The following is a 25,729-nucleotide window of genomic DNA, read 5'->3' as shown; positions in this document are numbered from 1 at the left end:
CCTATAATTCTTTATAAGAAGGCAACTCCTCTAAAAAACGGTAAGATTGGTTTTCACGATCGATACGGCAATAGTAGTGGCTTAGCCCATTGGTTACCACCAATAAACCTACCTTATGCACCATATTATACCGTGCCGCCTGGTCGAACGTAGCCTGGCTAATAGCTACCGAAGGCGCCTTGCATTCTACCAGTAAAATTTTTTCGCCCGATGAATTGTGCACCACGATATCCGATCGTTTGGCCATGCCATGCAGTTTCAGGCCACCCTCCAGTTTGATAAGCGATTTTGGGTACAACTTGTGTTTGATAAGGTACTGCACAAAATGTTGCCGCACCCATTCTTCGGGCGTGAGGATGATGCTGCGTTTCCGCAGCTCGTCGAAAACGCTCAGTTGCCCCTCATGCTCGGTAAGCTTAAAGGCGTAGGGCGGCAGGTTGAGCGGTAGTAGCAATTCCATTTGTTTTGAGTCGAAAGCCAAAAGTAGTAAGTCTTAAGTCAAAAAAACAAAATGCCCGATTTTAGTTAAAACATAGATTTGACTTCTTACTTTTGACTTCCGACTTTTAACTTAGCATGACTGCTCCCGAAATTATAAAAGACCTTAAGGCCCGCAAATTTAAACCCCTGTACTTGCTGCACGGCGAGGAGCCGTATTTTATAGATCTGGTGAGCAACTACATCGAGCATCATGTGCTATCTGATGGAGAGAAAGGTTTTAACCAAACCGTATTATACGGCAAGGATACCGACGTGATGACGGCTATCAACGCCGCCAAACGTTACCCCATGATGAGCGATTACCAGGTGGTGATGGTGAAAGAGGCCCAGGATATGAAATGGGGCCGCGACGACGATGACAAGAAAAGCATCAACCCCTTGCTGGCCTACCTGGAAAACCCGCTGCCAAGCACCATATTGGTTTTTTGCTACAAATACGGCAAATTCGACAAACGCAAGAAGACTTATAAAGCTATCGATAAAAAGGGGCTGATATTCGAATCGGCTGCTTTGTATGATAACAAGATACCAGGCTGGATAGAGGGTTACATTGCGGATAGGAAATACCGCATCAACACGCAGGCTTCGGCCATGCTGGCAGAATACCTGGGCAACGACCTATCTAAAATAGCCAATGAACTGGATAAGCTGATGCTGAACATCGCCGCCGGCGACGAGATTACCCTGAAGCACATCCACGATAACATCGGCATCAGTAAGGAGTATAACGTATTCGAGCTGCAGGCGGCACTCACCAAAAAGGATGCCTATAAGGTGAACCAAATTGTAAACTACTTTGAGGCCAACCCCAAAGCCAACCCCATAGTACTGGTTTTAGGCAACCTCAATAACTTTTTCAGCAAGGTGCTGGCCTATCATTACGTAAAAGATAAATCGCCGCAGAACCTTGCACGCGAGCTTGGCGTAAACCCCTATTTCTTAAAAGACTATGAACAGGCGGCCCGTGGCTACAACCTCGGCAAAACCTTCCAGGTGATTAGCTACCTGCGCGAGTACGACCTCAAGAGCAAAGGGGTAGAATCTAACACCGGCCCCGGCGGGCTGATGAAAGAACTGATGTTTAAGATATTGCATTAATCACCTACACCAATTGGTAAATATGACCGAAGCAAAACCGGACGCAGCACCCGACCCACTGAAGCTGAAATATGTAGATGCACTGCGTGGTCTGGCCATTTTGGGGGTGATAATGGTACATTGCGGGCAAAACGGCAATAATCAGCATTTAACTACATTCGTAAAATACGTCATACTGAACGGCAGCAGCGGCGTGGCCCTGTTTTACTTTGTGAGCGCTTATACACTAATGCATTCTATGCACGCGCGCGCAAGGGCGCAGCATGAGCCGTTGAGTGATTTTTACCTGCGCCGCTTTTTTAGGATTGCTCCCATGTTTTACGTGGCCATTATATATTACCTGTGGCAAGATACCGGCGGCCACCTGGGCAATAGCTTGCAGGCATACACGGCGGGGAATATTATTTCGCATTTTACATTGTTGCATGGCTTTCATTACTGGTGGATGAATACCCTGGTGCCCGGCGGCTGGTCCGTTGCCAACGAGGTGCTGTTTTATGCGTTGCTGCCGCTGCTGTTCCGCCTGATAAACAGCACGCAAAAAGCCGCCTGCTTTTTCCTGATAACGCTTTATTTGAGGTACCTGCTTGATTTTGCCCTGCGGAAATATGTTGTTGGGCATGATGATATACTGCTGGAGTACACCCGCCTTTATTTGCCGGCCCAAATGCCTGTTTTTGCCCTGGGGATATTATACTATTTCGTAATAAACGATGGCTATAAACTTAAGGTTAGCCCGGCAGTTATTTTGGCGATGGCAATCACCTTGCTTATGAATATTTTAGGGGTGGTTATACTGCCGACTAACATATTGTGTACCATTGCTTTTTTTGTACTGGCTATTGCCCTGAGCAAAAAGGAGTTTAAGTTTATGGTAAACCCGGTACTCATCTACATAGGCAAGGTAAGCTATAGCGTGTACCTGTGCCATTTTGCGGTATTTTATTGGCTTGGAAAATATAACCACGTAGACTATTTTGCTGCCACCAACCTGCCCGGCGCGCTGGCCAATTTCGCACTGCGGTACCTTGTAGTGGCTCTGCTGGCAATTGCGGTATCATCTATAACCTATAACCTGATAGAGGTGCCCATGCAACGGCTGGGTTATCGCATCATCAAAAACCGTAAAAAAGCATCAGCTGAACTGCTTTGATAGCTACTGTACGAAGGATGTAAGTAATAAGCAAAATTCCTGCATTATTATGCAACTACTTTTTTGTTTATTCGTACAAAGAATAAATATTATATTAGACAAATCATCATAGCAGTAGTCATGAGCGCAGGAGTTACCATCATCATAATTTTATTTTCGCTTGCAGCGTTGCTGATATTAGGCGTAATATTTTTCAGTATCCTTAAATACATCAAGCGGCAGTATTACCCCAACTGGAAATTCCCCGATTATTTCAGCGTGGGGTACGCCGAATACTTATATCATAAGTTTATCAAAAAAGACCTGAAATAAGGGTTTTTAAGGTCGTTCGCATTTCCGTTTATCGGGCCTTTTTAGCATTTTTACTGCATAATACTTCTACGATATGCAGTACTGGCTCGTAAAATCGGAACCATTTAAATACAGTTGGGATAAGTTCAATCAGGAAGGCCGCACCTTTTGGGATGGCGTGCGCAATTACCAGGCGCGTAACAATCTCAGGGCCATGGCCACCGGCGACTTGGTAATGTGGTACCACAGCAACGAGGGCAAAGAAATCGTAGGCATAGCCCGCGTAGCAAAAGAGGCCTACCAGGACCCCACCACAGAAGACCCGAACTGGGTAGTGGTTGACCTTGAACCCGTAGAGAGCCTTAAACGCCCCGTAACCCTCGAAGAAATAAAAGCCGACGAACCATTGAAAGATGTAGGCCTGGTGCGCCAGGGCCGGTTATCGGTAATGGGCCTTAAACGCGAAGAGTTCGACCGCATACTGGAGCTGGCCGAAAAATGAAGCATCAGACTGCCCATACCTCCAAATCATTAATCAAATCACTTGTAGCAGCTTGCCTGTTCACCATGCCGCAATTTGCTAAGGCGCAGGATGCTTTTGCCCGGTTTGCTAACTTATTTACCGTGCCCGCCCATTATGTGGTAAAACATGTGAATAAAGCACCTGTGATTGATGGCAACATAGGCCAAGCCGAATGGCAACAAGCCGCCTGGACTACCGATTTTGTAGACATAGAAGGCGACCTGAAGCCGAAGCCATTTTTGCAAACCAACCTGAAGATGCTTTGGGATGATAGCTGCCTGTACATAGCCGCCCGCATACGCGATCCGCATGTGTGGGCCACCCTTAAAAAGCACGACGATATCATTTACCTCAACAACGATTTCGAGCTGTTTATAGATCCTTTGAACACCATGCACCAATATTACGAGGTGGAGGTAAACGCTTACAACACCATATTCGATTTATTGCTGACAAAACCTTACCGTAACGGCGGCAAGCCCGTTATCAGTTGGAATGCAGCGGGTATACGCTCGGCGGTGCAGATTCAGGGAACACTAAACAACCCTTCTGACCAAGATACCGGCTGGACGGTGGAAATGGCCATCCCTTTTAAGGCCTTGAATGCCACGGCGCAGCAAATCAAGCCGGGCAACGGTTCCATGTGGCGCATCAATTTTTCGCGCGTGCAGTACGATACCGAAATAGTGAATGGCGATTACCGTAAATTAAAAGACAGCACCGGTCGCACCCTGCCCGAGCGCAATTGGGTGTGGAGCCCGCAAGGCGTTATCAATATGCATTGCCCCGAGCGCTGGGGTTACCTGCTCTTTAGCAAGGGGAAGAAAGCTGCTAAGTTTAAAATGCCCGACGCCGAATTGCAGAAAAAATACCTTTGGCTGGTATATTATAAGCAGAAAGAATGGCTGAAGGCCAGGGGTAACTACGCGCCAACGCTTGCCGATTTGCAACTGGATGGCGCGGTTAAGGTGGCGGGGGGCGTCAATGCCTTAAGCCTGGAAGCCAGGGGGCGAACTTTTATTGCCCGTATAAGCGGCGGTAGCAATAAAGCTGCTTATACAATAGATCAGGACGGTTTGGTACAACAAGAAACTGCTAAATAAAATGAATAAACGGGAATTTTTAAAAGTGGGCATGCTCACTGCCGCCGCAGCGCAGTTGCCTTTAGGAAGCTTTGCCGCAAGCAAAAAGAAAAAAGGCATGAAAAATTGGGTATGGACCAACCCAAACACCAAAGATACCGACGAGGAACTGCCGGCCCGCTACGCCGCCTATAAAGCCGCAGGCATTACCGGGATATTCTTCGAGGCGGATAGCGAGCGGCATTTCCGTGCGGCAAAGGCGCAGGGGCTTGAAACGCACCGCTGGATATGGACCTTCAACCGCGCCGAACTGGTGAGCCAGCACCCCGAGTGGTACAGCGTGAGCCGCAAAGGCGATTCCTGCGCGGATAAGCCGCCCTATGTGAATTATTATCGCTGGCTGTGCCCATCGCGCCCCGAGGTGCAGGAATATCTGGAAAAGACTGTTACCGATATTTTAGCCTTGGATTATGTAGACGGCATCCATCTGGATTATGTGCGCTATTGCGACGTAATTTTACCAGTAAACCTGTGGGACCACTACAAGCTCGACCAAACCCACGAACTCCCCGAGTATGACTTTTGCTATTGCAACGTATGCAAGGCCAAATTTAAAGAGAAATACAACTACGATATCGACCAGGTACAATACCCCGATGCCAGCTTATCCTGGCGCTTGTTCAGGTACGGAAACATCACGCGCGTGGTAAATAGCATTGCAGATATTGCACATCGCAATAAAAAACAGATTACCGCGGCCGTGTTCCCCACGCCGGAGATTGCCCGCCGCAACGTAAGGCAGGACTGGACGAATTGGAACCTCGATGGAATCTGCCCCATGATTTACCATGGCTTTTACAAAGAAGGCGTAGGCTGGATAGGCGATGCAGTGGCCGAAGGCGTACACTTTTTAGCAGGCAAATTCCCAATTTATGCAGGCGTGTATCTGCCCGATTTTAAGAACGATGACGAAGTGAAGACCGGTATCCAAAATGCGCTTAAGAACGGCGCGGCGGGTATATCTTTCTTCGGCAACGTTACGCGGGGCGTATTGGATGCCTTGAAAGGCGAGATTGCCAATAGTAAACGAGCATAGCTAAAGTTTCCCGAAAAAACTCGAGATATCGAAATAGACATCCAGTTTGGTACCTTCGGCGGTGACGATATGGATGATGTCGTAAGGTTTTTTATCGTGGCTGCTTAGCGCCTGCCCCTGTGTTTTGGCACCGGGGTATTTTACTTTTATCCACGCATATTCGGCATCTACGCCCTGGCGTTCGTGCGTTTCGGTGATGATAATGGCGGTTTCGAAGGATTTGCCATCCTGCACGGCGCTTGCGCCAGCCAGCTTTTTAGTACTACTGCATGACGCGAAAATGAACAGCAAAAGGGCAAAAACAACAAATAATCTTTTCATAACGAGGTTGATTCAGGTTACTATAAATGTAATAAATTTTTATAGATACCTAAATTTTCATCGTCGAAGCAGATGAAGATCACTTCATCTATCCCTTGGTTATCCGCCAGGAATTTATCCACTGTTTCGGTGGCTATTTCTGCGGCCAGCTGTTTGGGGAAACGATATACGCCGGTACTGATGTTGGGGAAAGCAATGGTTTTGATGCCATTATCCAAAGCCAGGTTAAGGCTGTTGGTGTAGCAGTTGGCCAGTTGTTCCTCCTCTTTAGCTACGTTCTTCCCGCCGTTGTAAACCGGGCCAACGGTATGGATAACATATTTAGCGGGTAGGTTACCGCCCGAGGTGATGACCGCCTTGCCTGTTTTACAGCGGCCCTGTCTGTCCACAATCTTTATACACTCTTCCAGTATTTGCTTGCCGCCGGCGCGATGTATGGCGCCATCCACGCCACCGCCGCCCATCAGGCTGCTGTTGGCCGCGTTTACGATGGCATCGATGGCCAATTTAGTAATATCGCCCTGCTGTAATTTTATCCTTGCATCCATAAATTATAACGGCTATCAAACGCAACCGTTTGCGTGAGATTTTACTCCAAATAAAGCAAATTTCGCTTATAATCTATGGTGAATTTATATTGCTTCAAAATGCCGCCGCCAATGCTGCCATCTATACTGTTATCAGCAAAGCCACCTGTTTTTGCCATGGGGATGCGGGAGGCTACATTGGCTATTTGTTTGTTCCCGATGCCGATCTGCTTTAAAGTAAACGTTCGCGCGTAAATGGGGCCGCCAATGCCATAGCCGGTAATTGTAGTATCAGATAATGGGTAGCGATTTTTGATGCCTGTACTTTCGGCATAATGGTTAAATACCGTGAGCGCGGTGCGGTCACCCGTATCCATGATGAGGGTGGCGGGTTTGCCGTCGATAGCAGCTTTTATCCTGGGGATATGGTAATACATGCTGAAAGGAATGCCACTTGTGCCGGCGTATGAATTATAAAAATTGATGGTTCGGTTGGGATAGTCGAACTGGACCGCATAATCTTTCATGAAGTTATAGCCGATGGCGCCATCCAGATAGGGTAGGTGCAATTTGTTCTTGATTTCCGACAGGTCCACCACATTGAAATCGCCATTTATGATTGTAGACTTACCGATGCGCGTAGTATCTACAGTAGTTTCCCAGCTCGATGCGCGTTTGGCCCCTGCGCCGCTGGTGGTGCTTTCGTTCATCAGTTTAAGATGCAGGGCGCGGGCCGTAGTCACATCTATTACGTCCGTTGCGCCGCAATCCAATATAAAGTGCAGGGTTTTATTGTGAATCTTCACCTCAATAAACGGGCGGTTATCTACCAAAGTAAACGGGATAGAGAATTGCAGTTTATTTTGCGCCGATGCGGAATTGCAGCAAAGCAAAACTATGGTAAAGGCAAGCAGGCAAATATTTCTCATCATCCGTGTTTTTAGTTGGATGGATGGGAGGGTGGAAAGTTACATGGGCAATAATTACTTTTTCTGCGCGGCAAAAAACAAAGCCTTCAACTCCGTAGCGTCATCCGGTTTCATCTTACCGCCCAGTATCAGCCTTAACTGGCGGCGGCGGAGCGCACCGTCATAAAGTTCTATCTCGTCTTCGGTTACGGGTAGCAGGGCGGGGACATTTACCTTGCCGCCATCCTTGTCCAGGGCTACAAAGGTGTAATAGGCTTCGTTGCTTTTATGGCGGGTGCCCTGTGGGATATTCTCGGCATACACGTCCATCCGCACCTCTACAGAGGTGGTGAAAGCACGCGTAACCCGGGCTTCGATGGTGATTACATCGCCCAGTTTGATGGGGTGGTGGAAGGAAACATTATCTACCGATGCGGTTACCACCACGCGGTTGCAATGCTTTTGTGCAGATATGGCAGCCGCTATATCCATCCAATGCAGCAGGCGCCCGCCCATTAAATTATTGAGGGTGTTGGTATCGTTGGGCAATACCAATTCGTTCATAATAGTGAATGATTCTTTAGGCGCTTTTCCAGTCATAATTGCAAAGATAGATATTTCAGTTGGCAGTTTTCGGTGGGCTGTGTGCAGGCTGATGGGGCAATTTTACCACAAAGAACACAGAGGTAAAAGCACTAAGAACACAAAGATTAAAAACTGATTCAAGTTAAAGGGACGTTAAAAATGGGAACTTTGCCTTTGTGTTTCTTTGTGCTAACAAACTCGCAAATCCTTTGAACTCTTTGTGGTAAAAGACAGCGCTAAGGCCTCACCGTCCTTAACAAACTATAGCCCACCAGCTCCTCCCAGCGGGCACCTGCGGGGCGGGCGTAAACCAGTAACTGGTACTCGTTCTCAGTTTCGAAATAAGTGCCCTCCAGGGCGGCGTAATCGGGTTGTTTGGTGGTGTTGTTTACCCACACGTACATATAATCGTAAACGCCTTGTTTCAGCAGCAGGTCGGTGTAGAAGCGGCCGCGGGCATCAAACTGCATACGGCTTTGCTCGTTTATCTTAAAATCATTAAACTGACCAATGATATACGGCGTGCCCTCCACTTCGGATTTATTGGTGCCCACATTGAAATAAACATGCGCGTAATCGGCATCCGTGCGTGCATCGCGGCCATCCTGATTAATGATGTAGTATTTGCCGTCGTTATCGTAAAGCAAGGTGTAATTGGGCAGGTTGCGGTTCGGGTCGCCCAGCAGCATTACGGTGTTGGCGGTGTCGCGATATATCCTGGCAATACGCTCCGAGTTGAGTTTTAACGAGCGCGTATCAAAATGCCTGAATTCGTTGCCGCCGGTAAAATCGTTAATGTTTACATCGTTATACACCAGCTGCGTGCCGCGGATGTAGGTAGGCACGGTGTTCATCCTGCCGGTTTCGGGCCGGGCGTTTTGCATTACCAGCACGCGGATATCGCGGTTGGGGTTCTGTACGTTGAGGCCGCCATAATCCACCGTAAAATTCAATTTTTGATTGCTGCGCCTCGCCAAAACGTTGTTAGATGAAGTGATAGTGCCCCCAACCCCAACGCGGCTGTTAAGCACATACATGCGGCGGGTGAGTATCAGTTTAGTCGGGTCGCCATCTTCGTAAATCTTCAAAACATAATTACCTGCTATTTTTGGTGCGATGTTTTGATTGGGCAAGGTGAGTTCGTAATGCGTGTATTTTTGGAACGTGGCCGATGAGTAGGTGTAGTTGAAAAGCCTGTCGTCCATAAAAGTTTGCAGGTATTCGGCAGGGGAGAGGTTGGACGATTTCCAGTTTGCATCGCAATGCTCTATAGTGTACGAGAAGTTGCGGCTACCACCGCTAAGGTCGTCGAAGCCTAATGTTACTTTTTCGTCGCTGTTTAGCGAAATTACCGGGAAGGCTGCCGCTTGTTTATCTACTTTATAAAACTCAACGCTTTTTATTTCGGGGTGGAAGATGTTATTGCCGTAGGGGGATTGGGCGAAGGCGGTGCTTTGGATGAAGAGACAAAGGACTACAAGGAGGGTTGAAAAGCGGGGGCATGTGCGATTCCCCTCTTGAGAGGGGCGGAGGGGTGTGTACTCTCCACAATGCTTCGCGAGGTTTGCACAGCGGCGAACACACCCCTGCCACCACACAAGCCCACGCGCCCCCTCTCGAGAGGGGAACAAAGGCGATCTTTCGAGACACTGATAGGCTTGCAGTGCGGCTTTGCGTGCCGATGATTGCCACGCTATCGCTCGCAAGGACGAGGTGGCTATTGGCGACAAAGCCAACGGCGAAACGGGCAACGCTTTTTTCATTATCACAATAATAGCACAAAAACGCGCGCGGTAGGGAATTATTTCGGCAGGCGGCGGCGTGTATTGAATATCAAATGTAAGTCGCCTGTTTTTATTTCTTCACAAAACACGAGCAAGTTGGCGGAAATTTTTCGGGCAGGATGGGTGTAAGTTTCGCCCACTTTGTAATTAATTTTCCGTGGATATTTTCGAGGATAAACAATGCTTGCCCGCGTTTATAAGCTCCGTAATCTGTTCCATCCAACGTTTTGTTGTAAACGATGGTAATAGAATTCCCGTTCACCTTAATATCCGTGAGCAGTTTAAGGAAAGTTTGCTGCCCGTTAACATCTAAAATACCGGTGTAAGCCGTGGCCCCCGCTTTTTTAACAATTAACTGCCATTCCATCACCATCGAGTAATCCGCAATTGCTTTTAAAGGTTCCTCATTGTATACGTACTTACCCTCCCATGAAACTGATTTAGGTTGCTCCTTGAATGCCATACCCAGGATTAGCAGTGGAAAAATTAGCAAACAAAGCGCTTTTTTCATTATCACAATAATAGCACAAAAACGCGGGGGCGGGAATTTACTTCAGCAGGTTTTTATTTCATTGCCGTCGGTTTTAACCGACGGAGAGCCTGGAAAAGTAATACCGGCTTTAGCCAAACGCCGAGCACCGGTTCGGCTAAAGCCCAACAGGTACCAAACAAAACCGTCCCATAAATGGGACGGCAATGAGAGTGTTTTATTGAATTAGTTTTTCAAAAACTCCCCCTTTAGCGGCCTGCCTGCCGGTAGGCAGGGCTGGGGGGCTTACGCTTCCAGCTCCATTATTTGCTCGGCAAGAGCTTCCCATTTTTGCTGCAGGCCGCCAAGCTCCATTTTTTTAAGCTGATAGCTGTTGTTTATCTGCTTCAACTTTTCGGCCTGGTTAAAAATGGCGTTATCAGCCAGTTGGGCCTCTAAGGCTTTTATTTCTTTTTCTACCAATGCAACGTTATCCTCCAGCTTTGCCAAATCCTGGTTAAGCTTTTTCAACTGCTGGTGTTTGTTATCGCCACCGGTCTGTTGTTTAACCGGGGCAGATTCCTTCTTCTCTTCCTTTTTAGGCTGGGGAGCAGGTGTAGCTGCAACCGGCTCCAAAATGCGTTTGGCGTTCCATACGTCGTACTCGGCGTAGGTGCCGGGGTATTGTTTTATCTTTTGATTTTCGATAAACCAAATTTTATTCGCCACATTATCCAGGAAGTACCTATCGTGCGATACCACGATTACCGTACCTTCATACTGCTGCAGTGCCTGTATCAATATATTCACCGAAGCCATATCCAGGTGATTGGTAGGCTCATCCAGTACCAGGAAGTTAGCATCCGCAGTAAGTGCTTTGGCCAATGCCACGCGCGATTTCTCGCCACCCGACAGCACCTTTATCTTTTTGAAAACATCATCGCCGGTAAACAGGAACGAACCTAATATCGAGCGCAGCTCGGTATCGGTATGTTTTGGAGCGAACGCCTGCAGTTCCTGCAATATCTGGTGCTCCAGGTGCAACGACTCTAACTGGTGCTGTGCAAAGAAGGTTTGCGTAACGTTATGGCCTGTTTGTGATGTGCCCTCAAACTCAGTATCGGCCCCTGCAACAATGCGCAGCAGGGTAGACTTACCTTTACCGTTGGCGCCGATCAGGGCAATTTTATCACCTTTTTCGATGATGGCTTCGGCATCATCCAAAATATCGATGGTTGGGTATTTTTTGGTGATATGTTCCATGGTAACCACGTGCCTGCCGCTTTGCTTGCTGAAACGGAAGCTGAAGTTAACCTCCGGGTTATCATCATCCACGTCATCAACACGCTCCATTTTATCCAGCATTTTTATACGCGACTGGGCCATCTTAGCCTTAGAGGCCTTCGCACGGAAACGCTCTATCAAGCGCTCCTCCTGCTTTATTTTTGATTGCTGGTTTTTAAACTCGCCACGCTGTATCTCGGCACGTAAGGCTTTTTCTTCCAGATAGAAAGTGTAGTTGCCTGCGTAAACGTTCAGCTTTCCCTTGCGGCTTTCTACCGTGCGGTTAATAACTTTATCCAGGAACCACCTATCGTGCGATACGATGATGATAGCGCCGTTGAAGGCTTTTAGGTAATCTTCCAGCCATTGGATGGAAGGTAAGTCCAAGTGGTTGGTAGGCTCATCCAGTAAGAGGATATCCGGTGCCTGCAACAGTATCTTGGCAAGCATTACACGCATGCGCCAGCCCCCGCTAAAAGTACTTAGCTTACGCTGGCACTCTGCCTCGCTAAAACCAAGACCGGCCAAAATTTCGTGTGCTTTGTATTCGATGTTGTAACCATCCAGCAGTTCAAATTCGTGCTGTTTATCGCTAAGCTTATGTAAAAGGTCCTCGGTATAATCTGTTTCCAGTTTTTTCAGCAGGGCCTCAATCTCGTCGTGCAGTTGGTTCTGGCGCTCAAAGGCTTCCATTGCAACGTGAACGATGTTCTTGTCGGATGAGTAAGAGAGCAGATCCTGGTTTAGGTAACCCATAGTAAGGTCCTTAGCCATCGATATCGTACCCGATGTGGGTTTGTAATCGCCTACGATTATCTTCAGGAGGGTGGTTTTACCGGTACCATTGGCCCCTATAAGGCCAATTTTTTCTCCCGGTTTTATATGCCAGTTAGCTTCATCATACAGCGCCCGGGCACCAATCTCAAACGTAAGGTTATTTATAGCGATCATTTGCCGCAAAGATACGAAAACCCCCCGACCCCCTAAAGGGGGAGTATGAAAAAGATAGGATGACCAAAAAGCTCCCCCTTCAGGGGGCGGGGGGCTACCCTCTAACCGTACTCAACCATCCCTCTGCCATCAATCTTGATCCTGCCACGCTGGGGTGTACGCCATCCAGCGTCCAGTAATTGGCAGAGCCGGTTTCCAGTGCCTTATCGAATATTTTTTGCAGCGGTATCAACGGCGCATCGAATTGCCCGGCTAAATCTTTCGCTGCTTTTTGGAAAAGCGGGAACGTAGGGTACCATTTGTCGTCTACAAATTTGGTTCCTTTTAGAGCAAATGGTTCGCCGATGATGAATTTTACGCCGGGCAGGGCTTTTTGGGTACGCTCCAACAGGGCCTTATAATCAGCGATATAGGTGTCTATGGTGCCTTTGTAGCCGTTGGTAAGGCTGTGCCAAAAATCGTTTACACCGATGTGGATGCTCACTACGTTTGGTTTAAGGGCCAGGCAGTCGGCTTCCCAGCGTTCGGCCAATTGGTAAACTTTGTTGCCGCTTACGCCGCGGTTGTATATTTTGAAGTTCTTTTGTGCATGTTTAAATAATAGCTCGCCGGCAGCATAGGTGGTGTAGCCCGTGCCCAGCATACTGTTGGTGTTGGGTTCGGTGGCTTTATGGTCGCGTCCCCAATCGGTGATAGAATCGCCCTGGAAAAGGATTACGTCGCCATCATTCAGCTCCACTTTTTTCGCGGATGATGTGCCAACGGCGGCCGATACGATTTGTGGGATTGATAAGGTGGCAACGGTGCCTATAGCGGCGCTTTTAATAAAACTGCGGCGGGAGTTTTGCAGGAAATTCTTCATTATTGGCAGGTGTCTGTTATAAATGGACAGCAACTAAATTACAATTTTCCGGCTGATGTTAACCCTTAAATATTAAAAACGGTAAATTCGCGGCATGTATCAATTGCTTAAGCCCCTGCTGTTCAAATTCGACCCGGAAAACATACATTACTTTGTTACCCGCAACCTAAAGCGTCTTAATAAAGTTCCTGGCGGCAGCGCCATCAGCAAAGCTATATGGACCTCGGACGATAAACGTTTGGAGCGGGAAGTCTTCGGCCTGAAATTCAAGAACCCGGTGGGCCTGGCGGCAGGTTTCGATAAAAATGCCGAGCTCATTGCCGAGATGGGAAACCTCGGCTTCGGCTTCGTGGAAGTAGGCACAGTTACGCCCTTGCCCCAGCCCGGTAACGATAAGCCGCGCATGTTTCGGCTGCCCGCAGACGAAGCGCTTATCAACCGGATGGGCTTTAATAATTTAGGAGTAGATGTAGCTGCGGAGCGTATTGCCGCCTACCGCAAAAGCCTTAAACCGGGCGAAACGGCCCTCATCATAGGCGGCAACATCGGCAAAAATAAAGTTACTCCGAACGAAGATGCCGTAAGCGATTACATCAAATGCTTCGACCGGCTGTTTGATGTGGTGGATTATTTTGTGGTGAACGTAAGCTCCCCCAATACACCAGGCCTGCGTGCCTTGCAGGAAAAGGAACCATTGATGCATATCCTGAACACGCTGCAGCAGCGCAATAGCAAAAACGGCATCAGCAGGCCTATACTCCTTAAGATAGCTCCGGATCTCACCGATTCCCAGTTGGATGATATTGCCGATATTGTAAAGCAAACGGGCATAGCGGGCATTATTGCTACCAATACCACTATCAGTCGCGAGGGTTTGGTTTCACCGTTTAAGACCGAAACCGGCGGTTTAAGCGGCAAGCCGTTGACCAAACGTTCTACCGAGGTTATCAGTTATTTGCATAAAGCTTCAGGCGGCTCGTTTCCGATAATTGGTGTAGGCGGCATTCATTCGGCAGAGGATGCGGTAGAGAAATTACAAGCCGGCGCGGTGTTGGTGCAGTTGTACACCGGGTTTATTTATGAGGGGCCGGGGTTGATCAATCGTATATTGACACGATTGAAGGATTAAGGGATTGACACGATTTTTGTAGAGGGGTGATATTCCACGTCTCTAATCATGTAATCTTAAAATCAAGCAAATCATGGTTCAGACAAAATCTCCCCCAACAAAAAAAGGCGTACCGAACCTCAGTACACCTTCAAATCTTTTGCGGAGATAGAATTATTTGCCTGCAGCAATAGCTAAAACAGCATTGTTTTTTGCTATCTGGCTATCTTTTTTCTCTGCCGAACGGCTGCCCAACTCAATGTTGGTAGCTAACTTTAAAAACTGTACTTCTAAACGAGAGAAAGTTTTGTTTCTTCTATCTTTTCTTTTTAAACGAGTAACGCCCATGATCTTTTATTTTATAAAATATATTAACCCTGAGGTCGGAAGCGGATTCGAACCGCTGTAGGAGGTTTTGCAGACCTCTGCCTAGCCACTCGGCCATCCGACCTTTTTTAAGGACTGCAAAAATAGTAATTATTATTTGCTAATCAATTTTTATTGAAATGATTTTGCTGCAAGTTTTGCACAAAATATAGCGGTAGATACAGTAAAGGTCCGCCAATCCGTACAAATTGCTTATTTTTAAGCCAATATCTAAACCACATAACATGCAACGTACATACCGGCAATGGGTAGTGTTGGCCATAGTAATCAGTTCTGCCATTTCTCTTTATACAAATCGCGAAAGAGAAAAGAAAAATGAAATCGAGCGGCAGCAATGGCACAGGATGTTTGACGAACAACATGAACAACAATTGACCGCCGATCCCGCATTTGGTGCGTGGAACGATGCCAGGGAAAAAATGGTTTACAACAGGTATTATGAGCAAGCCGGCAGTGCACATATCAGTAAAAATATCAGGGCCGAATATGCGGCGTGTTGCGTGGGTAAGATAAAAGCAATGTTTCCCAATGGGTTAAGTGGCATAAATGATATTATTAAGATAAAGGCAATGAAGATAGATGCCGACTGCGCAGAAAGCATAGGGCATAATTTCAAATTATGGCAACCCGAGTTTGCGAAACTACTTAGAAAGAAATTTTATGCTTTCCCCGAAGTGAAATTACTACCGGAGGGGGCCAGGGCAGGATTTGTGGATTGCTTAACCGATAAAGTTATTGCAAAATTCCCCAACGGAGTAACTAAAGAACAAGAGAAAGCCCTCAAAGATATGATGGCTGCAGCGCGTCAGGAATGTGTAATAACAGCGATAGAAAAATATACAAAACCGCGTACGAAAGAAAAGCAAAGATTACCGGACGTTAAAGATACGGCCTCGGCCAATTAGCTGTTCCGGCCAACTACTTCCGAACAAAATATAGCAGTGGCTATTGCCACGTTCAACGATTCGGCGCCGCCGACGCGTGGGATGGTTACCGGATGCTGTATCACCCGCTGAATTTCGGGCCGGATGCCGTTGCCCTCATTGCCCATCACAATCAACGCTTCGTTGCCAAAATCTACACCATAGATGCTTTCGCCGTTGAGCAAAGCACCATATACCGGTAGGTTTGCAGACCGTAAAAACTCTTTCAAATCGGTATAACTGATATTCATGCGGGCCAGGCTACCCATGGTGGCCTGCACCACCTTAGGGTTGTATGCGTCAACGGTGTCTTCGCTGCAGATGATGTTGGTAATGCCAAACCAATCTGCCGTGCGGATGATGGTGCCCATATTGCCGGGGTCCTGCACGCCATCAAGCACCAGGCTGTATTTATTTTTGAGGTCGGCATCACTAAAACCCGCCCATTGGGGGATATTGACAGCGGCAACAGCATCGGCAGGGTTCTTCAGCGTGCTTATTTTTTGCAGTTCGACAGGTGAAATCTCCTGAAAGTTTATTTTTCGGGATAAATTGAGCAATTTTGAGGCAATGCCCGGCGTGTGGTAAATTGTTTGGATGCGGTATGGGGAGTTTGCAAATTCGATGATGGATTTATAACCCTCCACCAAAAACAAACCACTTTGCTGGCGAAACTTTTTGTGTTGTAGAGACGTTAGTAAACTGATTTGAGATTTTGAAAGCATATTTAACACCCGGCCGTTACCGTCTTGCAATATTAAGTATTTTGGTGGTTATTATCTCCGGTTGCAGCGTTACGCGCGGAATAAAGCCTAACCAGGCTATCGTGCGCAAGGTAACGTTAAAGAATTTCGACAAGGAGTTCTCCGAAGCCGCCTTAAATTATGTTGACAAAGAGCAACAGCCTAACAACTGGCTAAACCTGCAATTCTATTACACTTTCAGCAAAAAAGGCAAACGCAACATAGGCGAGGCACCGGCTATATTGGATAGCAACCTGGTGGAGTTCTCGCGCCTGCAGCTGCAAAAATACCTGCAGAACAAGGGCTACCTTAAAGCAAAGGTGGCCGATTCCATCGTGATAAAAAAGCAGAAAGCGGAGTTGATTTTTACAGCCACCGAAGGCCCGATGTTTCACATCAGAAATTACAAGGACAGTATTGCCGACCCCAACGTACGCAACCTTTATCGCAGCACCAAGAAGCAATACTCGCACGTGAACCCCGGAAGCCGCTTCGATACGGATAGCCTGGCTTACGACCGCGACCAGTTTTTTCAGGTGATGAAACGGAACGGTTACTTCGATTTTTATCGCCAGTACATCAACTTCGAACCTGATAGCAGCTATCGCCAAAGCGTTGTAGATCTGGTGATGATTATAGATAACCCTACCGGCAAAGCCGCCCACCCAACTTATACCATCAATAATACGCTGATAACCATTTCCACCAGCAATGGCCGCAAAATGGGCAAGGCCGATACCATACAGGTAGACTCGCAATTCAGGTACGTAGATTACTCGGGCCGTTTTAAGCCTAAAACGGTAACCGATTATATCTTCCAGAAAAAGGGGAGGGTGTTCGATATCGATATGCAAACGCTTACCACTACGCGCTTATCGGAATTGAACGTTTTCAGGAACGTACCCAGTCCCATTTACGACAAGCTACCTGATAGCACAAACCGCTTGAATACCAGGCTGGAGATAGTGCCGCTCAAAAGGATGTCTGACAGGGTGGAGGCGGAGTTTCTGTTCAACGGTGGGCGCTACGGGTACAACCTTGGCAATACCYTTACCAACCGCAATATTTTTAAACAGGCAGCTGCTCTGCAGGTGAAGATTAACTGGAGCATATTGTTCGATAGCGGGCGCAACGCAGGCGATAACAAAGGCATCCAGAACCAGGAGTTCAAAACGGGCGTTAGCCTTATTTACCCGCGCATAGTTTCTCCGTTCGATTTCCCCAACCTGGCCAAATTCGGTGTGCCGCATACTACGTTCTCTACTAACTTCTCGTTGTTTTACCAGAAAGGCCTGGTACAGCGCCGCAGTTGGGTAAACTCCATCACTTACGATTTCTTCGATACCCGTACCAAGCAGCACTCTATTACGCCCATCAACATCGAGTTTTCCAGTGGTAGTATAGATCCGGTTGCCAAGGCCGAGCTGCTTAAACAGAATCGCTATTCGTACGTGTACCTTATCGGCCGCACCACATTTACATCCGGCTCGCAGTACACCTTTCAGTATAACACCATCAAGCTGAATACCTACGAGAATTTCTACTATTTCCGCGGTAGCCTGGATTTGGGCGGCGGCACGCTCAACCTGCTTAGCCGGGCCTTTAATACCCCGAGGGACACCCTGGGGCAGCGCACCATTTTTGGCAACGCTTTTTCGCAATACATCAAAACCGAGATCGATTACCGCCTGTATAAAAGTCTCGGCGGCGAAAAGCAGTTCATTTTCCGCTTTAGCCCCGGTATTGGCGTGCCTTATGGCAATAGCAGCCAGCTGATATTCGAAAAGAACTTTTATACCGGTGGTGCAAACGATATGCGTGCCTGGTTGCCGCGTACGCTTGGCCCTGGCCAGTTTAACCGCGCCAGCTACGGTGTTGGCGGCGCTGCCGATACCACGCGCGCCCGCCTCAAATACCTCGATCAATTTGGCGAGATAAAGATGGTTGCCAACCTGGAGTACCGATACAAACTGATGGATAACTTCTTCGGCACGAAGCTGAAAGGGGCTCTGTTTATGGATATGGGCAACGTTTGGCGCCTGCACAAAACGGCCGATAACCCCAACGGAGAGTTTAGGCTGAATAACATTTTCAATTCTACCGCCATAGGCATAGGTACGGGTCTGCGTTTCGACCTTAGCTTCTTTATCTTCAGGCTTGATGCTGCGTTTAAATTCAAAGACCCACAATTTAGCGGATCTGATCAGTGGGTGCTCATTAAACACCCGGGTGAGTTATTCAAAGCCGGCGAATTTAAAAAGGCCTACCTTAAAGCCAACAGCACCGGAACAGATGGCAACGGCAACTATGTGGGTGATAGCTACAACTTTATGCAGTTGAACTTTGGTATAGGGCTACCTTTTTAGATGCCACTGGCTGAATTGGGATTTTAGATACGGTTTATATCAGCAACACCTTCCAGGCATCAGCAACCAGGCCGTTATCCAGCAGATGTTTGGCATGCAGGTGCAACTGCAACTCGCGGGTTTGGCTGTCGCCGATGGTAGCATCGAATAATTCTTTTATCACATCGCTTTGGGCAAAGACTTCGATTTCTTCATCGGTAGGTAAAGCTTCCACATTGCCCAGCTGCCCCAGGTTATTCCCTGTGAGGACTTTAGAATTGCGGATGGCATATGGAATAGCATCCACGCCGATACCTATCGTACGCACAGGCTTTGCTGCCTTAAACAGGTTATCGGCAGTAACGCGGCAATACCAGTCGCCGCCAAGGCGAGCCACAAGGTCTATCTTTTCCTGATCTATTTTACCGGTATCGTCTAAAATATCTTCGTTGATGTGGATCAGCTTTATTTCGGCTACGACAAGGTTTCCCGCGCCCGGGCCATCGCCCAGGCTTATTACGTCTTTGATAAGGCATTCAAACTGTACCGGCGATTCGGCCACACGGGGTGGTTTTACCAGCACCGATGGTAGCGGTGTCAACCCCGATTTCACGAACTCATCCACGCCCGCCGGGTACTCCACGCTGGACAGCGACACTTGCTGTACGATATCGTAGTTCACGATATTGATTACGCACTCGGGCACTGCCAGTATATTCTCCAGCGTGTGCTTGGTGGTATTGTCTCTCACCCTCCGCGCAGGCGAAAACACGCACACCGGCGGGTTGGTGCTGAACATATTAAAAAAACTGAAGGGACTTAAATTGACGTTCCCCTCCGCATCCATGGTTGATGCCAGGCAGATGGGCCGCGGCGCTATGGCGTAATGCAGGTAATTTTGTAATTCCAGCGGGGAGAGGTCGGAGGTTTTGAGGGTTTTCAATGTTGAAAAGTTTGAAGGTTGGAAAGTTGAAAGGTTATTTCTTTTTCTTTTGTGCTTCAAATTGCGTCAGGTAGTCGATAAGGCTTTTAGTTTTACCCGAAAAGGTTATGCTTTTGTTGTAAAGCTCATCAAAAATTGGCTTTTCAATTTTCCCTGCCGAAAACAAGATGGTAAGCTTATTCCTGAACTCTCCTGATGAACCTTTGGCATATCGAAGGAACCGTATAAAGTCAGGGTTATTATTATACTCAAATCCTTCTGCAATATTGTCCGACATTGAACACGCTGCTCGCCTAATTTGGTCTTTCATTCCCCAATCAGACTTTAGAGGGTCATTGTCGCACAGTAAATAAACAGCAACTGCAATATCAACAGCAATTTTCCAAATTTCCAAGTCCTCGAATTTTTCAGCTTTTGCCACGTCGCTCAGTTTAACTTTCCAACCTTCAAACTTTTCAACCTTACAACTTCTTCAACGCAAGTATCGAAAATTCACTCTCACTCTTCTTAATAATATTCCCCAGCATCCCCAATCCCGTTATTTCCATTTCAACCAAATCGTTCGGCTGCAGCCATTGGGTTTGATAGTTGGGGTCGTGCAGCAGGCCGGTACCATTAAGCTCTAAAAAACAGCCGGTGCCTACAGTGCCCGAGCCGATGACATCGCCCGGAAGCACGTCGCAGCCATATGCGCAGCGTTCTATGATTTCGGCGAAGGTCCAGTCCATGTCAGCCATATTGCCGCTGCTTACTTCTTTGCCATTTACCACACATTTCATTTCCAGATTATAGGCATTGCCGGTGTGGCCGGGTTTAGGAGCAGTTTTGTATTGCTCCAATTCATCGGGCGTAACCAGCCAGGGGCCAATCACGGTAGAAAAATCCTTTCCTTTTGCGGGGCCAAGGTTCAATAGCATTTCTTCCATTTGCAGGGTGCGGGCGCTCATATCGTTCATGATCATATAGCCTGCGATATAGCTATCTGCGTCAGCTGCTTTTATGTTACGTCCTTTTTTGTTGAGCACTACAGCAACTTCCAGTTCAAAATCCAGCTTTTGGAAATGATCCGGCATGCACTCAATTTCGCCCGGGCCTTGTATGGCGTTGTGGTTGGTGAAGTAAAAGATAGGGTACTGGTCAAATTCGGGTATGATATCCACCTTACGGTTGCGGCGGGCGGCAGCCACATGCTGGCGAAAGGCATAACCGTCGCGGCAACTTGTGGGGTGGGGCACAGGAGCTATCAGTTCATAAAATAGCTCTTCCTTTCCCTGCATTTTGCCCTTGCGCAAATCCTCGTCAACACGTTTGGCGTGCTGCATCAGCTCATCGCCGCCCCATAAAAACTCATTCATGCTATCGGGGATAAGCTTATCGCAGGAGTTGAGGTTGTAGATATGTCCTTTGATGTACACACCTAAATGCTCGCGGTCTTCGGTTTTGTAAGATACTAATTTCATAAGTATGGTGGTTTAATTAGTGTTTAGCCGCCCGGTTTGTTAAGGCAAATAAGGCGGCTTTTCTGAATTGGTTTTCTTTTTCACATTGCGCTCCAGGAAAACGTGGAGGCCATACACAAGCGCTGCCAGCGCGGTAAGGTCTAATATGAAATTATTCATATTGAAGCCTGTCTGGCTATGGTTGACATAACCTATTCCGCCGCTGGTATAGCGGTAAAAATTCCAGGGGATGCCTACGCCAGTGAAGCCCTCAGTAGCGGTTTTATCGTTCGTAAACAAGAAGGTTAAAACAACCCAGGCAGCAACTCCAATAATTATGGCTTCTTTCCTGATCATGCTTGGTTTAATTGGAAACCAAACATAAAACTTTTTTATAATAAACAGCGGTGATAATATTATGCTTGCATATTAAAACAACTAGTCCTACATTTGTTTACCAAATATGAGCATCATTAAACAGTTTTACTTTTCCCTGGGCCTCACCTCTATGAGCGATGCTTCTTCTTTTAGGGATGCTGTGCTCGCTACTGCCGTTTTAGCGCAGTATTAACTTCGTTGTTTTAAGGTTTTGATGTTGAAAGGTTGGGATGTTACTTCCACCGCCATTAAAACTATTCCCCCATTTCAATCGTTTAATAACTAATGATTTAAGTTAAGGTTTTCACAACCTTCCAACCTTAAAACATTCCAACATTTAAACCAACCACCAATGCCTATTTACCATACTTTGGGGACTATTCCGCATAAGCGGCATACCCAGTTCCGTAAACCCGATGGCACTTTATACGCCGAAGAGCTGGTTTCTACCGAGGGTTTCTCCAGCCTCTACTCGCTGGTTTACCATGCCTACCCGCCCACCATCGTAAAGGCGCTGGGCGAGCCATACTCCGTAGAACCGAAAATTGCCCGCGAAAAGCACCTTAAGCATACCAGCCTCATCGGTTTCAACATTGAACCGGTTGACGATTACCTGCAAAGCCGCAAACCGGTGCTGGTAAATGCTGATTTGCACATCTCCATTGCCGCGCCGCGCCAAAGCATGACGGATTACTTTTACAAGAACAGCCAGGCCGACGAGGTGATCTTTATCCACGTAGGCAGCGGCACACTAAAGACCGGCTTCGGGAAAATCAAATTTGCTTACGGCGATTATTTGGTGATACCGCGCGGGACTATCTACCAACTGGAATTCGATACGTCCGATAACCGCCTATTCATCGTAGAGAGTTTCAGTCCCATCCGTTCGCCAAAGCGTTACCGCAATGCCTACGGGCAACTGATGGAGCACTCGCCCTATTGCGAACGCGACATCAAACGCCCAACCGATTTAGAAACAATCGACGAGAAAGGCGATTTTAAGATACTCATCAAAAAGCAGGGCCTCATTTACCCGTACATCTACGGTACCCACCCCTTCGATTTCATCGGCTGGGATGGCTTCCACTACCCATGGGCTTTTTCGATACATGATTTTGAACCCATAACCGGCCGGGTGCATCAACCACCACCCGTTCACCAAACTTTTGAGGGGAACAACTTCGTTATCTGCTCTTTCGTGCCGAGGAAATTCGACTATCACCCGCTATCTATCCCTGCGCCATATAATCACAGCAATGTAGATAGCGACGAGGTCTTATACTACGTAGACGGCGATTTTATGAGCCGCAAAAGCGTAGTAAAAGGGCAGATAACCCTGCACCCCGGTGGCATACCGCACGGCCCTGCGCCTGGCTCGGTAGAAAAATCTATCGGCAAGGAATTTACGGATGAACTGGCCGTGATGATAGATCCCTTCCGCCCGCTGATGTTGACGGAAGATGCGGTAAGGATTGAGGACGAGAATTATTATAAGAGCTGGGTGATTTAAGCTGTTGTAAGGTTGAAAAGTTGTAAGGTTTAAAAGTTGCCTTTCTCTTACGCATATCAACCTTACAACTTTTCAACATTAAAACCTTTCAACTATAAAACAACAACATGAGCACACTAACATTAGATAGAAAACCAGCCACAACAGATTTTTTGCCGCTTAACGGCACCGATTATGTTGAATTTTATGTGGGCAATGCCAAGCAGGCGGCGCATTATTATAAAACCGCTTTCGGCTTTCAGGACCTGGCTTACGCTGGTCCCGAAACCGGCGTGCGGGACCGTGCATCGTACGTGTTGCAGCAGGGCAAGATACGCCTGGTGCTTACCACGCCCTTGCATTCGGACCATCCCATTGCCGAGCATATCAAAAAGCATGGCGATGGCGTAAAGATATTGGCCCTTTGGGTGGATGATGCCTTCGATGCCTTTAAGCAAACCGTTGCCCGTGGTGCCGAGCCGTACCAGGAGCCAAAGTCTATCACGGACGAGCATGGCGAAGTACGTACCAGCGGCATTAAACTTTATGGCGAAACCGTACACCTTTTTGTGGAACGCAAGAATTATAACGGTCCGTTTTTACCCGGCTATAAGGCCATGCAAACCAGCTATCAGCCTACCGATACCGGCCTGCTATATGTAGACCATTGCGTGGGCAATGTAGGCTGGCATAAAATGAACCAATGGGTTAATTTTTATGAGGATATTATGGGCTTCCGCAACATCCTCACGTTCGATGATAAGATGATATCCACCGAATACAGCGCCCTAATGAGCAAGGTGATGAGCAATGGTAATGGTTATGTAAAGTTCCCTATAAACGAGCCGGCGGAGGGCAAAAAGAAGAGCCAGATAGAAGAGTACCTGGAGTTTTACGAAGGCGAAGGCGTGCAGCATATGGCACTGGCTACTGGCGATATCGTAAAAACCGTTACCGACCTGCAAAGCCGCGGTATTGAGTTTTTAACCGTACCCACTACTTATTACGACGAACTTACCGACCGTGTGGGCCACATAGACGAGGACCTGGGCCCCTTAAAGGAGCTCGGCATCCTGGTAGACCGCGACGACGAAGGCTACCTGCTACAAATATTCACCAAGCCGGTGGAAGACAGGCCGACTTTGTTCTTCGAGATTATCCAGCGCAAGGGCGCTAAATCATTTGGTGCCGGTAATTTCAAGGCCCTTTTTGAAGCGATTGAGCGGGAGCAGGAGTTGAGGGGGAACCTTTAATAGATGTGAGATTTTAGATATGAGATTTGAGACAGAAGCCGGGCCGAATAGTCCGGCTTTTTGTTTGGGTAATAGCCAAAGAGATTTTCTATCTTTATTCCACAACCCAAAAAACCTGTATGATGTTACGATTAAAACTCCTGCTGCCCTTGCTGTTCATCGGTATGGCTTGTTTTGCGCAAGATAAACCTGTTTATGATGCCGCCCTGGCCAAAAAGCTGGGTGCCGACCAGTACGGCATGAAGAAATACGTAATGGCTTTCCTGAAAGAAGGGCCAACCAAAATTACCGACCCCAAGGCCGCACAGGACCTACAGATGGCGCACCTGCGCAACATTATGAAACTGGCCGCCGAAGGCAAACTGGTACTCGCCGGGCCGTTTATGGACGACCAGCCCATCCGGGGCATCTTTATTTTTAATGTGGAAAGTGTGGCCGAGGCCGAACAACTTACTGCTACCGACCCCGCAATAAAGGCAGGCACGCTGGTGATGGACCTGCACCCCTGGTACGGCTCGGCGGCCTTGATGCAGGTTGTACCTATCCACAACACCATAGAGAAAAAAAGCGTTGCCGACTAAGCCTTCCACCGATGCGGAATGCATCATAGCCCTGCTAAAAGAGCATGCCGATGCAAAATATCTTGCCGGTATGCTGCGCTTCGGCGTGGATAATACTCGTGCCCTTGGCGTTAGGATACCTGAGGTGCGTAGAATAGCGAAAGACCACAAAAAGAATCACACGCTGGCTTTACAGCTTTGGGATACCGGCGTACACGAGGCGCGTATAATGGCCTCGATGGTTGATGACCCTGCACGGGTTACAACAGAACAGTTCGATGCCTGGACGATGGATTTTTACTCATGGGACCTGTGCGACCAGGTTTGCGGCAACCTGTTCGACCGTACGCCGTTTGCCGTAGCTAAAGCCATGGAGTACAGCGAACGCCCCGAAGAGTACGTAAAACGCGCCGGCTTCGTGCTAATGGCCGAATACGCCATGCATCAAAAAACGGCCGCAGACGATGTATTCTTGCAATTCTTCCCCCTCATGGAGCGCGAAGCATACGATAGCCGCAATTTTGTGAAGAAAGCCGTAAACTGGGCATTGCGGCAAATTGGCAAGCGGAACGCTACCCTCAAAGCCGAAGCCATTGCAACCGCAAACCGCATTATGCTGCAGGATAGCAAAGCCGCCAAATGGGTGGCTCAGGATGCCCTCAAGGAGCTTTTGAACCGGCCATAACCGGCACCTTATTTTAAACTTTTTTATGTTGACGATGTTAT

The 25,729-nt window shown here is 47.7% G+C and carries 28 protein-coding genes and 1 tRNA gene; 13 read left to right on the top strand and 16 right to left on the bottom strand.

Annotated elements, in window-relative coordinates:
• Position 1: 1 nt before the first annotated feature.
• A complete protein-coding gene (locus AC1DYT_RS11130; protein ID WP_477469679.1) occupies positions 2-460 on the bottom strand; it encodes a type I restriction enzyme HsdR N-terminal domain-containing protein in 459 nt (152 codons plus the stop codon).
• Positions 461-576: 116 nt separating this feature from the next.
• Between AC1DYT_RS11130 and holA the strand changes: the two genes are divergently transcribed.
• The 6 genes from holA to AC1DYT_RS11100 all read left to right on the top strand — a co-directional run bounded on the left by holA (position 577) and on the right by AC1DYT_RS11100 (position 5,744).
• Positions 577-1,599, top strand: a complete 1,023-nt coding sequence (holA, locus tag AC1DYT_RS11125; RefSeq protein WP_477469678.1) for a DNA polymerase III subunit delta — start codon at positions 577-579, stop codon at positions 1,597-1,599.
• 22 nt (positions 1,600-1,621) lie between these two features.
• Positions 1,622-2,752, top strand: a complete 1,131-nt coding sequence (locus tag AC1DYT_RS11120) for an acyltransferase family protein (RefSeq protein ID WP_477469677.1) — start codon at positions 1,622-1,624, stop codon at positions 2,750-2,752.
• 120 nt (positions 2,753-2,872) lie between these two features.
• The gene (locus tag AC1DYT_RS11115; protein ID WP_477458554.1) at positions 2,873-3,064 is read left to right on the top strand and encodes a hypothetical protein; all 192 of its coding nucleotides are present in this window, start codon (positions 2,873-2,875) and stop codon (positions 3,062-3,064) included.
• Positions 3,065-3,137: 73 nt separating this feature from the next.
• Complete coding sequence (locus AC1DYT_RS11110; RefSeq protein ID WP_477469676.1) at positions 3,138-3,545, top strand: EVE domain-containing protein; 408 nt, start codon at positions 3,138-3,140, stop codon at positions 3,543-3,545.
• Entirely contained in the window at positions 3,542-4,669 is a 1,128-nt protein-coding gene (locus AC1DYT_RS11105) for a carbohydrate-binding family 9-like protein (protein ID WP_477469675.1), read from the top strand. Before AC1DYT_RS11110 ends, AC1DYT_RS11105 begins: the two co-directional genes overlap by 4 nt.
• Before the next feature lies 1 nt (position 4,670).
• Positions 4,671-5,744 carry a family 10 glycosylhydrolase gene (locus AC1DYT_RS11100; protein ID WP_477469674.1) on the top strand — a complete coding sequence of 358 codons (1,074 nt, stop codon included), beginning with the start codon at positions 4,671-4,673 and terminating at the stop codon, positions 5,742-5,744.
• Here the strand turns inward: AC1DYT_RS11100 and AC1DYT_RS11095 are convergent, their stop codons facing one another.
• The 8 genes from AC1DYT_RS11095 to AC1DYT_RS11060 all read right to left on the bottom strand — a co-directional run bounded on the left by AC1DYT_RS11095 (position 5,745) and on the right by AC1DYT_RS11060 (position 13,435).
• On the bottom strand, positions 5,745-6,065 hold the full coding sequence (locus tag AC1DYT_RS11095) for a hypothetical protein (RefSeq protein WP_477469673.1): 321 nt from the start codon (positions 6,063-6,065) through the stop codon (positions 5,745-5,747). It abuts the gene before it with no gap.
• A 20-nt stretch (positions 6,066-6,085) separates the two neighbouring features.
• Positions 6,086-6,613: an O-acetyl-ADP-ribose deacetylase gene (locus tag AC1DYT_RS11090; RefSeq protein WP_477469672.1), complete on the bottom strand. Its 528-nt coding sequence runs from the start codon at positions 6,611-6,613 to the stop codon at positions 6,086-6,088.
• A gap of 41 nt (positions 6,614-6,654) precedes the next feature.
• Positions 6,655-7,524, bottom strand: coding sequence for an aspartyl protease family protein (locus AC1DYT_RS11085; protein ID WP_477469671.1), 870 nt, complete (start codon positions 7,522-7,524; stop codon positions 6,655-6,657).
• Positions 7,525-7,575: 51 nt separating this feature from the next.
• Positions 7,576-8,100, bottom strand: coding sequence for an acyl-CoA thioesterase (locus AC1DYT_RS11080; protein ID WP_477469670.1), 525 nt, complete (start codon positions 8,098-8,100; stop codon positions 7,576-7,578).
• Between the two features lie 221 nt (positions 8,101-8,321).
• Complete coding sequence (locus AC1DYT_RS11075) at positions 8,322-9,848, bottom strand: type IX secretion system plug protein (protein ID WP_477469669.1); 1,527 nt, start codon at positions 9,846-9,848, stop codon at positions 8,322-8,324.
• A 91-nt stretch (positions 9,849-9,939) separates the two neighbouring features.
• Positions 9,940-10,332, bottom strand: a complete 393-nt coding sequence (locus AC1DYT_RS11070) for a DUF5991 domain-containing protein (RefSeq protein WP_477469668.1) — start codon at positions 10,330-10,332, stop codon at positions 9,940-9,942.
• 312 nt (positions 10,333-10,644) lie between these two features.
• Positions 10,645-12,573 (bottom strand): ribosomal protection-like ABC-F family protein, encoded by a 1,929-nt coding sequence (gene abc-f / locus AC1DYT_RS11065; RefSeq protein ID WP_477469667.1) that lies wholly within the window; start codon positions 12,571-12,573, stop codon positions 10,645-10,647.
• Positions 12,574-12,667: 94 nt separating this feature from the next.
• Entirely contained in the window at positions 12,668-13,435 is a 768-nt protein-coding gene (locus tag AC1DYT_RS11060; RefSeq protein ID WP_477469666.1) for an SGNH/GDSL hydrolase family protein, read from the bottom strand.
• 94 nt (positions 13,436-13,529) lie between these two features.
• Between AC1DYT_RS11060 and AC1DYT_RS11055 the strand changes: the two genes are divergently transcribed.
• A complete protein-coding gene (locus tag AC1DYT_RS11055) occupies positions 13,530-14,564 on the top strand; it encodes a quinone-dependent dihydroorotate dehydrogenase (RefSeq protein WP_477469665.1) in 1,035 nt (344 codons plus the stop codon).
• A 153-nt stretch (positions 14,565-14,717) separates the two neighbouring features.
• Here the strand turns inward: AC1DYT_RS11055 and AC1DYT_RS11050 are convergent, their stop codons facing one another.
• Positions 14,718-14,891: a spore protein gene (locus AC1DYT_RS11050; RefSeq protein ID WP_078347886.1), complete on the bottom strand. Its 174-nt coding sequence runs from the start codon at positions 14,889-14,891 to the stop codon at positions 14,718-14,720.
• Between the two features lie 32 nt (positions 14,892-14,923).
• Positions 14,924-14,994: transfer RNA gene (locus AC1DYT_RS11045), tRNA-Cys, on the bottom strand.
• A 160-nt stretch (positions 14,995-15,154) separates the two neighbouring features.
• Between AC1DYT_RS11045 and AC1DYT_RS11040 the strand changes: the two genes are divergently transcribed.
• Entirely contained in the window at positions 15,155-15,835 is a 681-nt protein-coding gene (locus AC1DYT_RS11040) for a hypothetical protein (RefSeq protein WP_477469664.1), read from the top strand.
• Here the strand turns inward: AC1DYT_RS11040 and AC1DYT_RS11035 are convergent.
• Positions 15,832-16,578: a TrmH family RNA methyltransferase gene (locus AC1DYT_RS11035; protein ID WP_477469663.1), complete on the bottom strand. Its 747-nt coding sequence runs from the start codon at positions 16,576-16,578 to the stop codon at positions 15,832-15,834. The two genes, AC1DYT_RS11040 and AC1DYT_RS11035, sit on opposite strands and share 4 nt — an antisense overlap.
• On the opposite strand from AC1DYT_RS11035, the gene tamL reads away from it, so the two are divergent.
• Entirely contained in the window at positions 16,569-18,962 is a 2,394-nt protein-coding gene (tamL, locus tag AC1DYT_RS11030) for a translocation and assembly module lipoprotein TamL (protein ID WP_477469662.1), read from the top strand. The two genes, AC1DYT_RS11035 and tamL, sit on opposite strands and share 10 nt — an antisense overlap.
• Positions 18,963-18,996: 34 nt before the next feature.
• Here tamL and AC1DYT_RS11025 read toward each other — a convergent pair whose 3' ends face one another.
• Genes AC1DYT_RS11025 through AC1DYT_RS11010 form a run of 4 tightly spaced genes read right to left on the bottom strand, consistent with a single transcriptional unit; the run spans position 18,997 to position 21,680 of the window.
• The gene (locus AC1DYT_RS11025; RefSeq protein WP_477469661.1) at positions 18,997-19,884 is read right to left on the bottom strand and encodes a flavin reductase family protein; all 888 of its coding nucleotides are present in this window, start codon (positions 19,882-19,884) and stop codon (positions 18,997-18,999) included.
• A gap of 34 nt (positions 19,885-19,918) precedes the next feature.
• Entirely contained in the window at positions 19,919-20,305 is a 387-nt protein-coding gene (locus tag AC1DYT_RS11020) for a four helix bundle protein (RefSeq protein WP_477469660.1), read from the bottom strand.
• A 40-nt stretch (positions 20,306-20,345) separates the two neighbouring features.
• Positions 20,346-21,344, bottom strand: a complete 999-nt coding sequence (locus AC1DYT_RS11015) for a fumarylacetoacetate hydrolase family protein (RefSeq protein WP_477469659.1) — start codon at positions 21,342-21,344, stop codon at positions 20,346-20,348.
• 39 nt (positions 21,345-21,383) lie between these two features.
• Positions 21,384-21,680 (bottom strand): hypothetical protein, encoded by a 297-nt coding sequence (locus tag AC1DYT_RS11010; protein ID WP_477469658.1) that lies wholly within the window; start codon positions 21,678-21,680, stop codon positions 21,384-21,386.
• A 373-nt stretch (positions 21,681-22,053) separates the two neighbouring features.
• Between AC1DYT_RS11010 and AC1DYT_RS11005 the strand changes: the two genes are divergently transcribed.
• From AC1DYT_RS11005 to AC1DYT_RS10990, 4 genes are all read left to right on the top strand, one after another.
• Positions 22,054-23,211, top strand: coding sequence for a homogentisate 1,2-dioxygenase (locus AC1DYT_RS11005; protein ID WP_477469657.1), 1,158 nt, complete (start codon positions 22,054-22,056; stop codon positions 23,209-23,211).
• 107 nt (positions 23,212-23,318) lie between these two features.
• Entirely contained in the window at positions 23,319-24,443 is a 1,125-nt protein-coding gene (gene hppD / locus AC1DYT_RS11000) for a 4-hydroxyphenylpyruvate dioxygenase (protein ID WP_477469656.1), read from the top strand.
• Positions 24,444-24,562: 119 nt separating this feature from the next.
• A complete protein-coding gene (locus AC1DYT_RS10995) occupies positions 24,563-25,024 on the top strand; it encodes a YciI family protein (RefSeq protein ID WP_477469655.1) in 462 nt (153 codons plus the stop codon).
• The gene (locus AC1DYT_RS10990; RefSeq protein ID WP_477469654.1) at positions 25,014-25,688 is read left to right on the top strand and encodes a DNA alkylation repair protein; all 675 of its coding nucleotides are present in this window, start codon (positions 25,014-25,016) and stop codon (positions 25,686-25,688) included. Before AC1DYT_RS10995 ends, AC1DYT_RS10990 begins: the two co-directional genes overlap by 11 nt.
• Positions 25,689-25,729 lie beyond the last annotated feature (41 nt).

The organism is Mucilaginibacter sp. P1_D10 (assembly GCF_056406215.1).
This window is presented reverse-complemented; position numbering and strand designations above follow the sequence as displayed.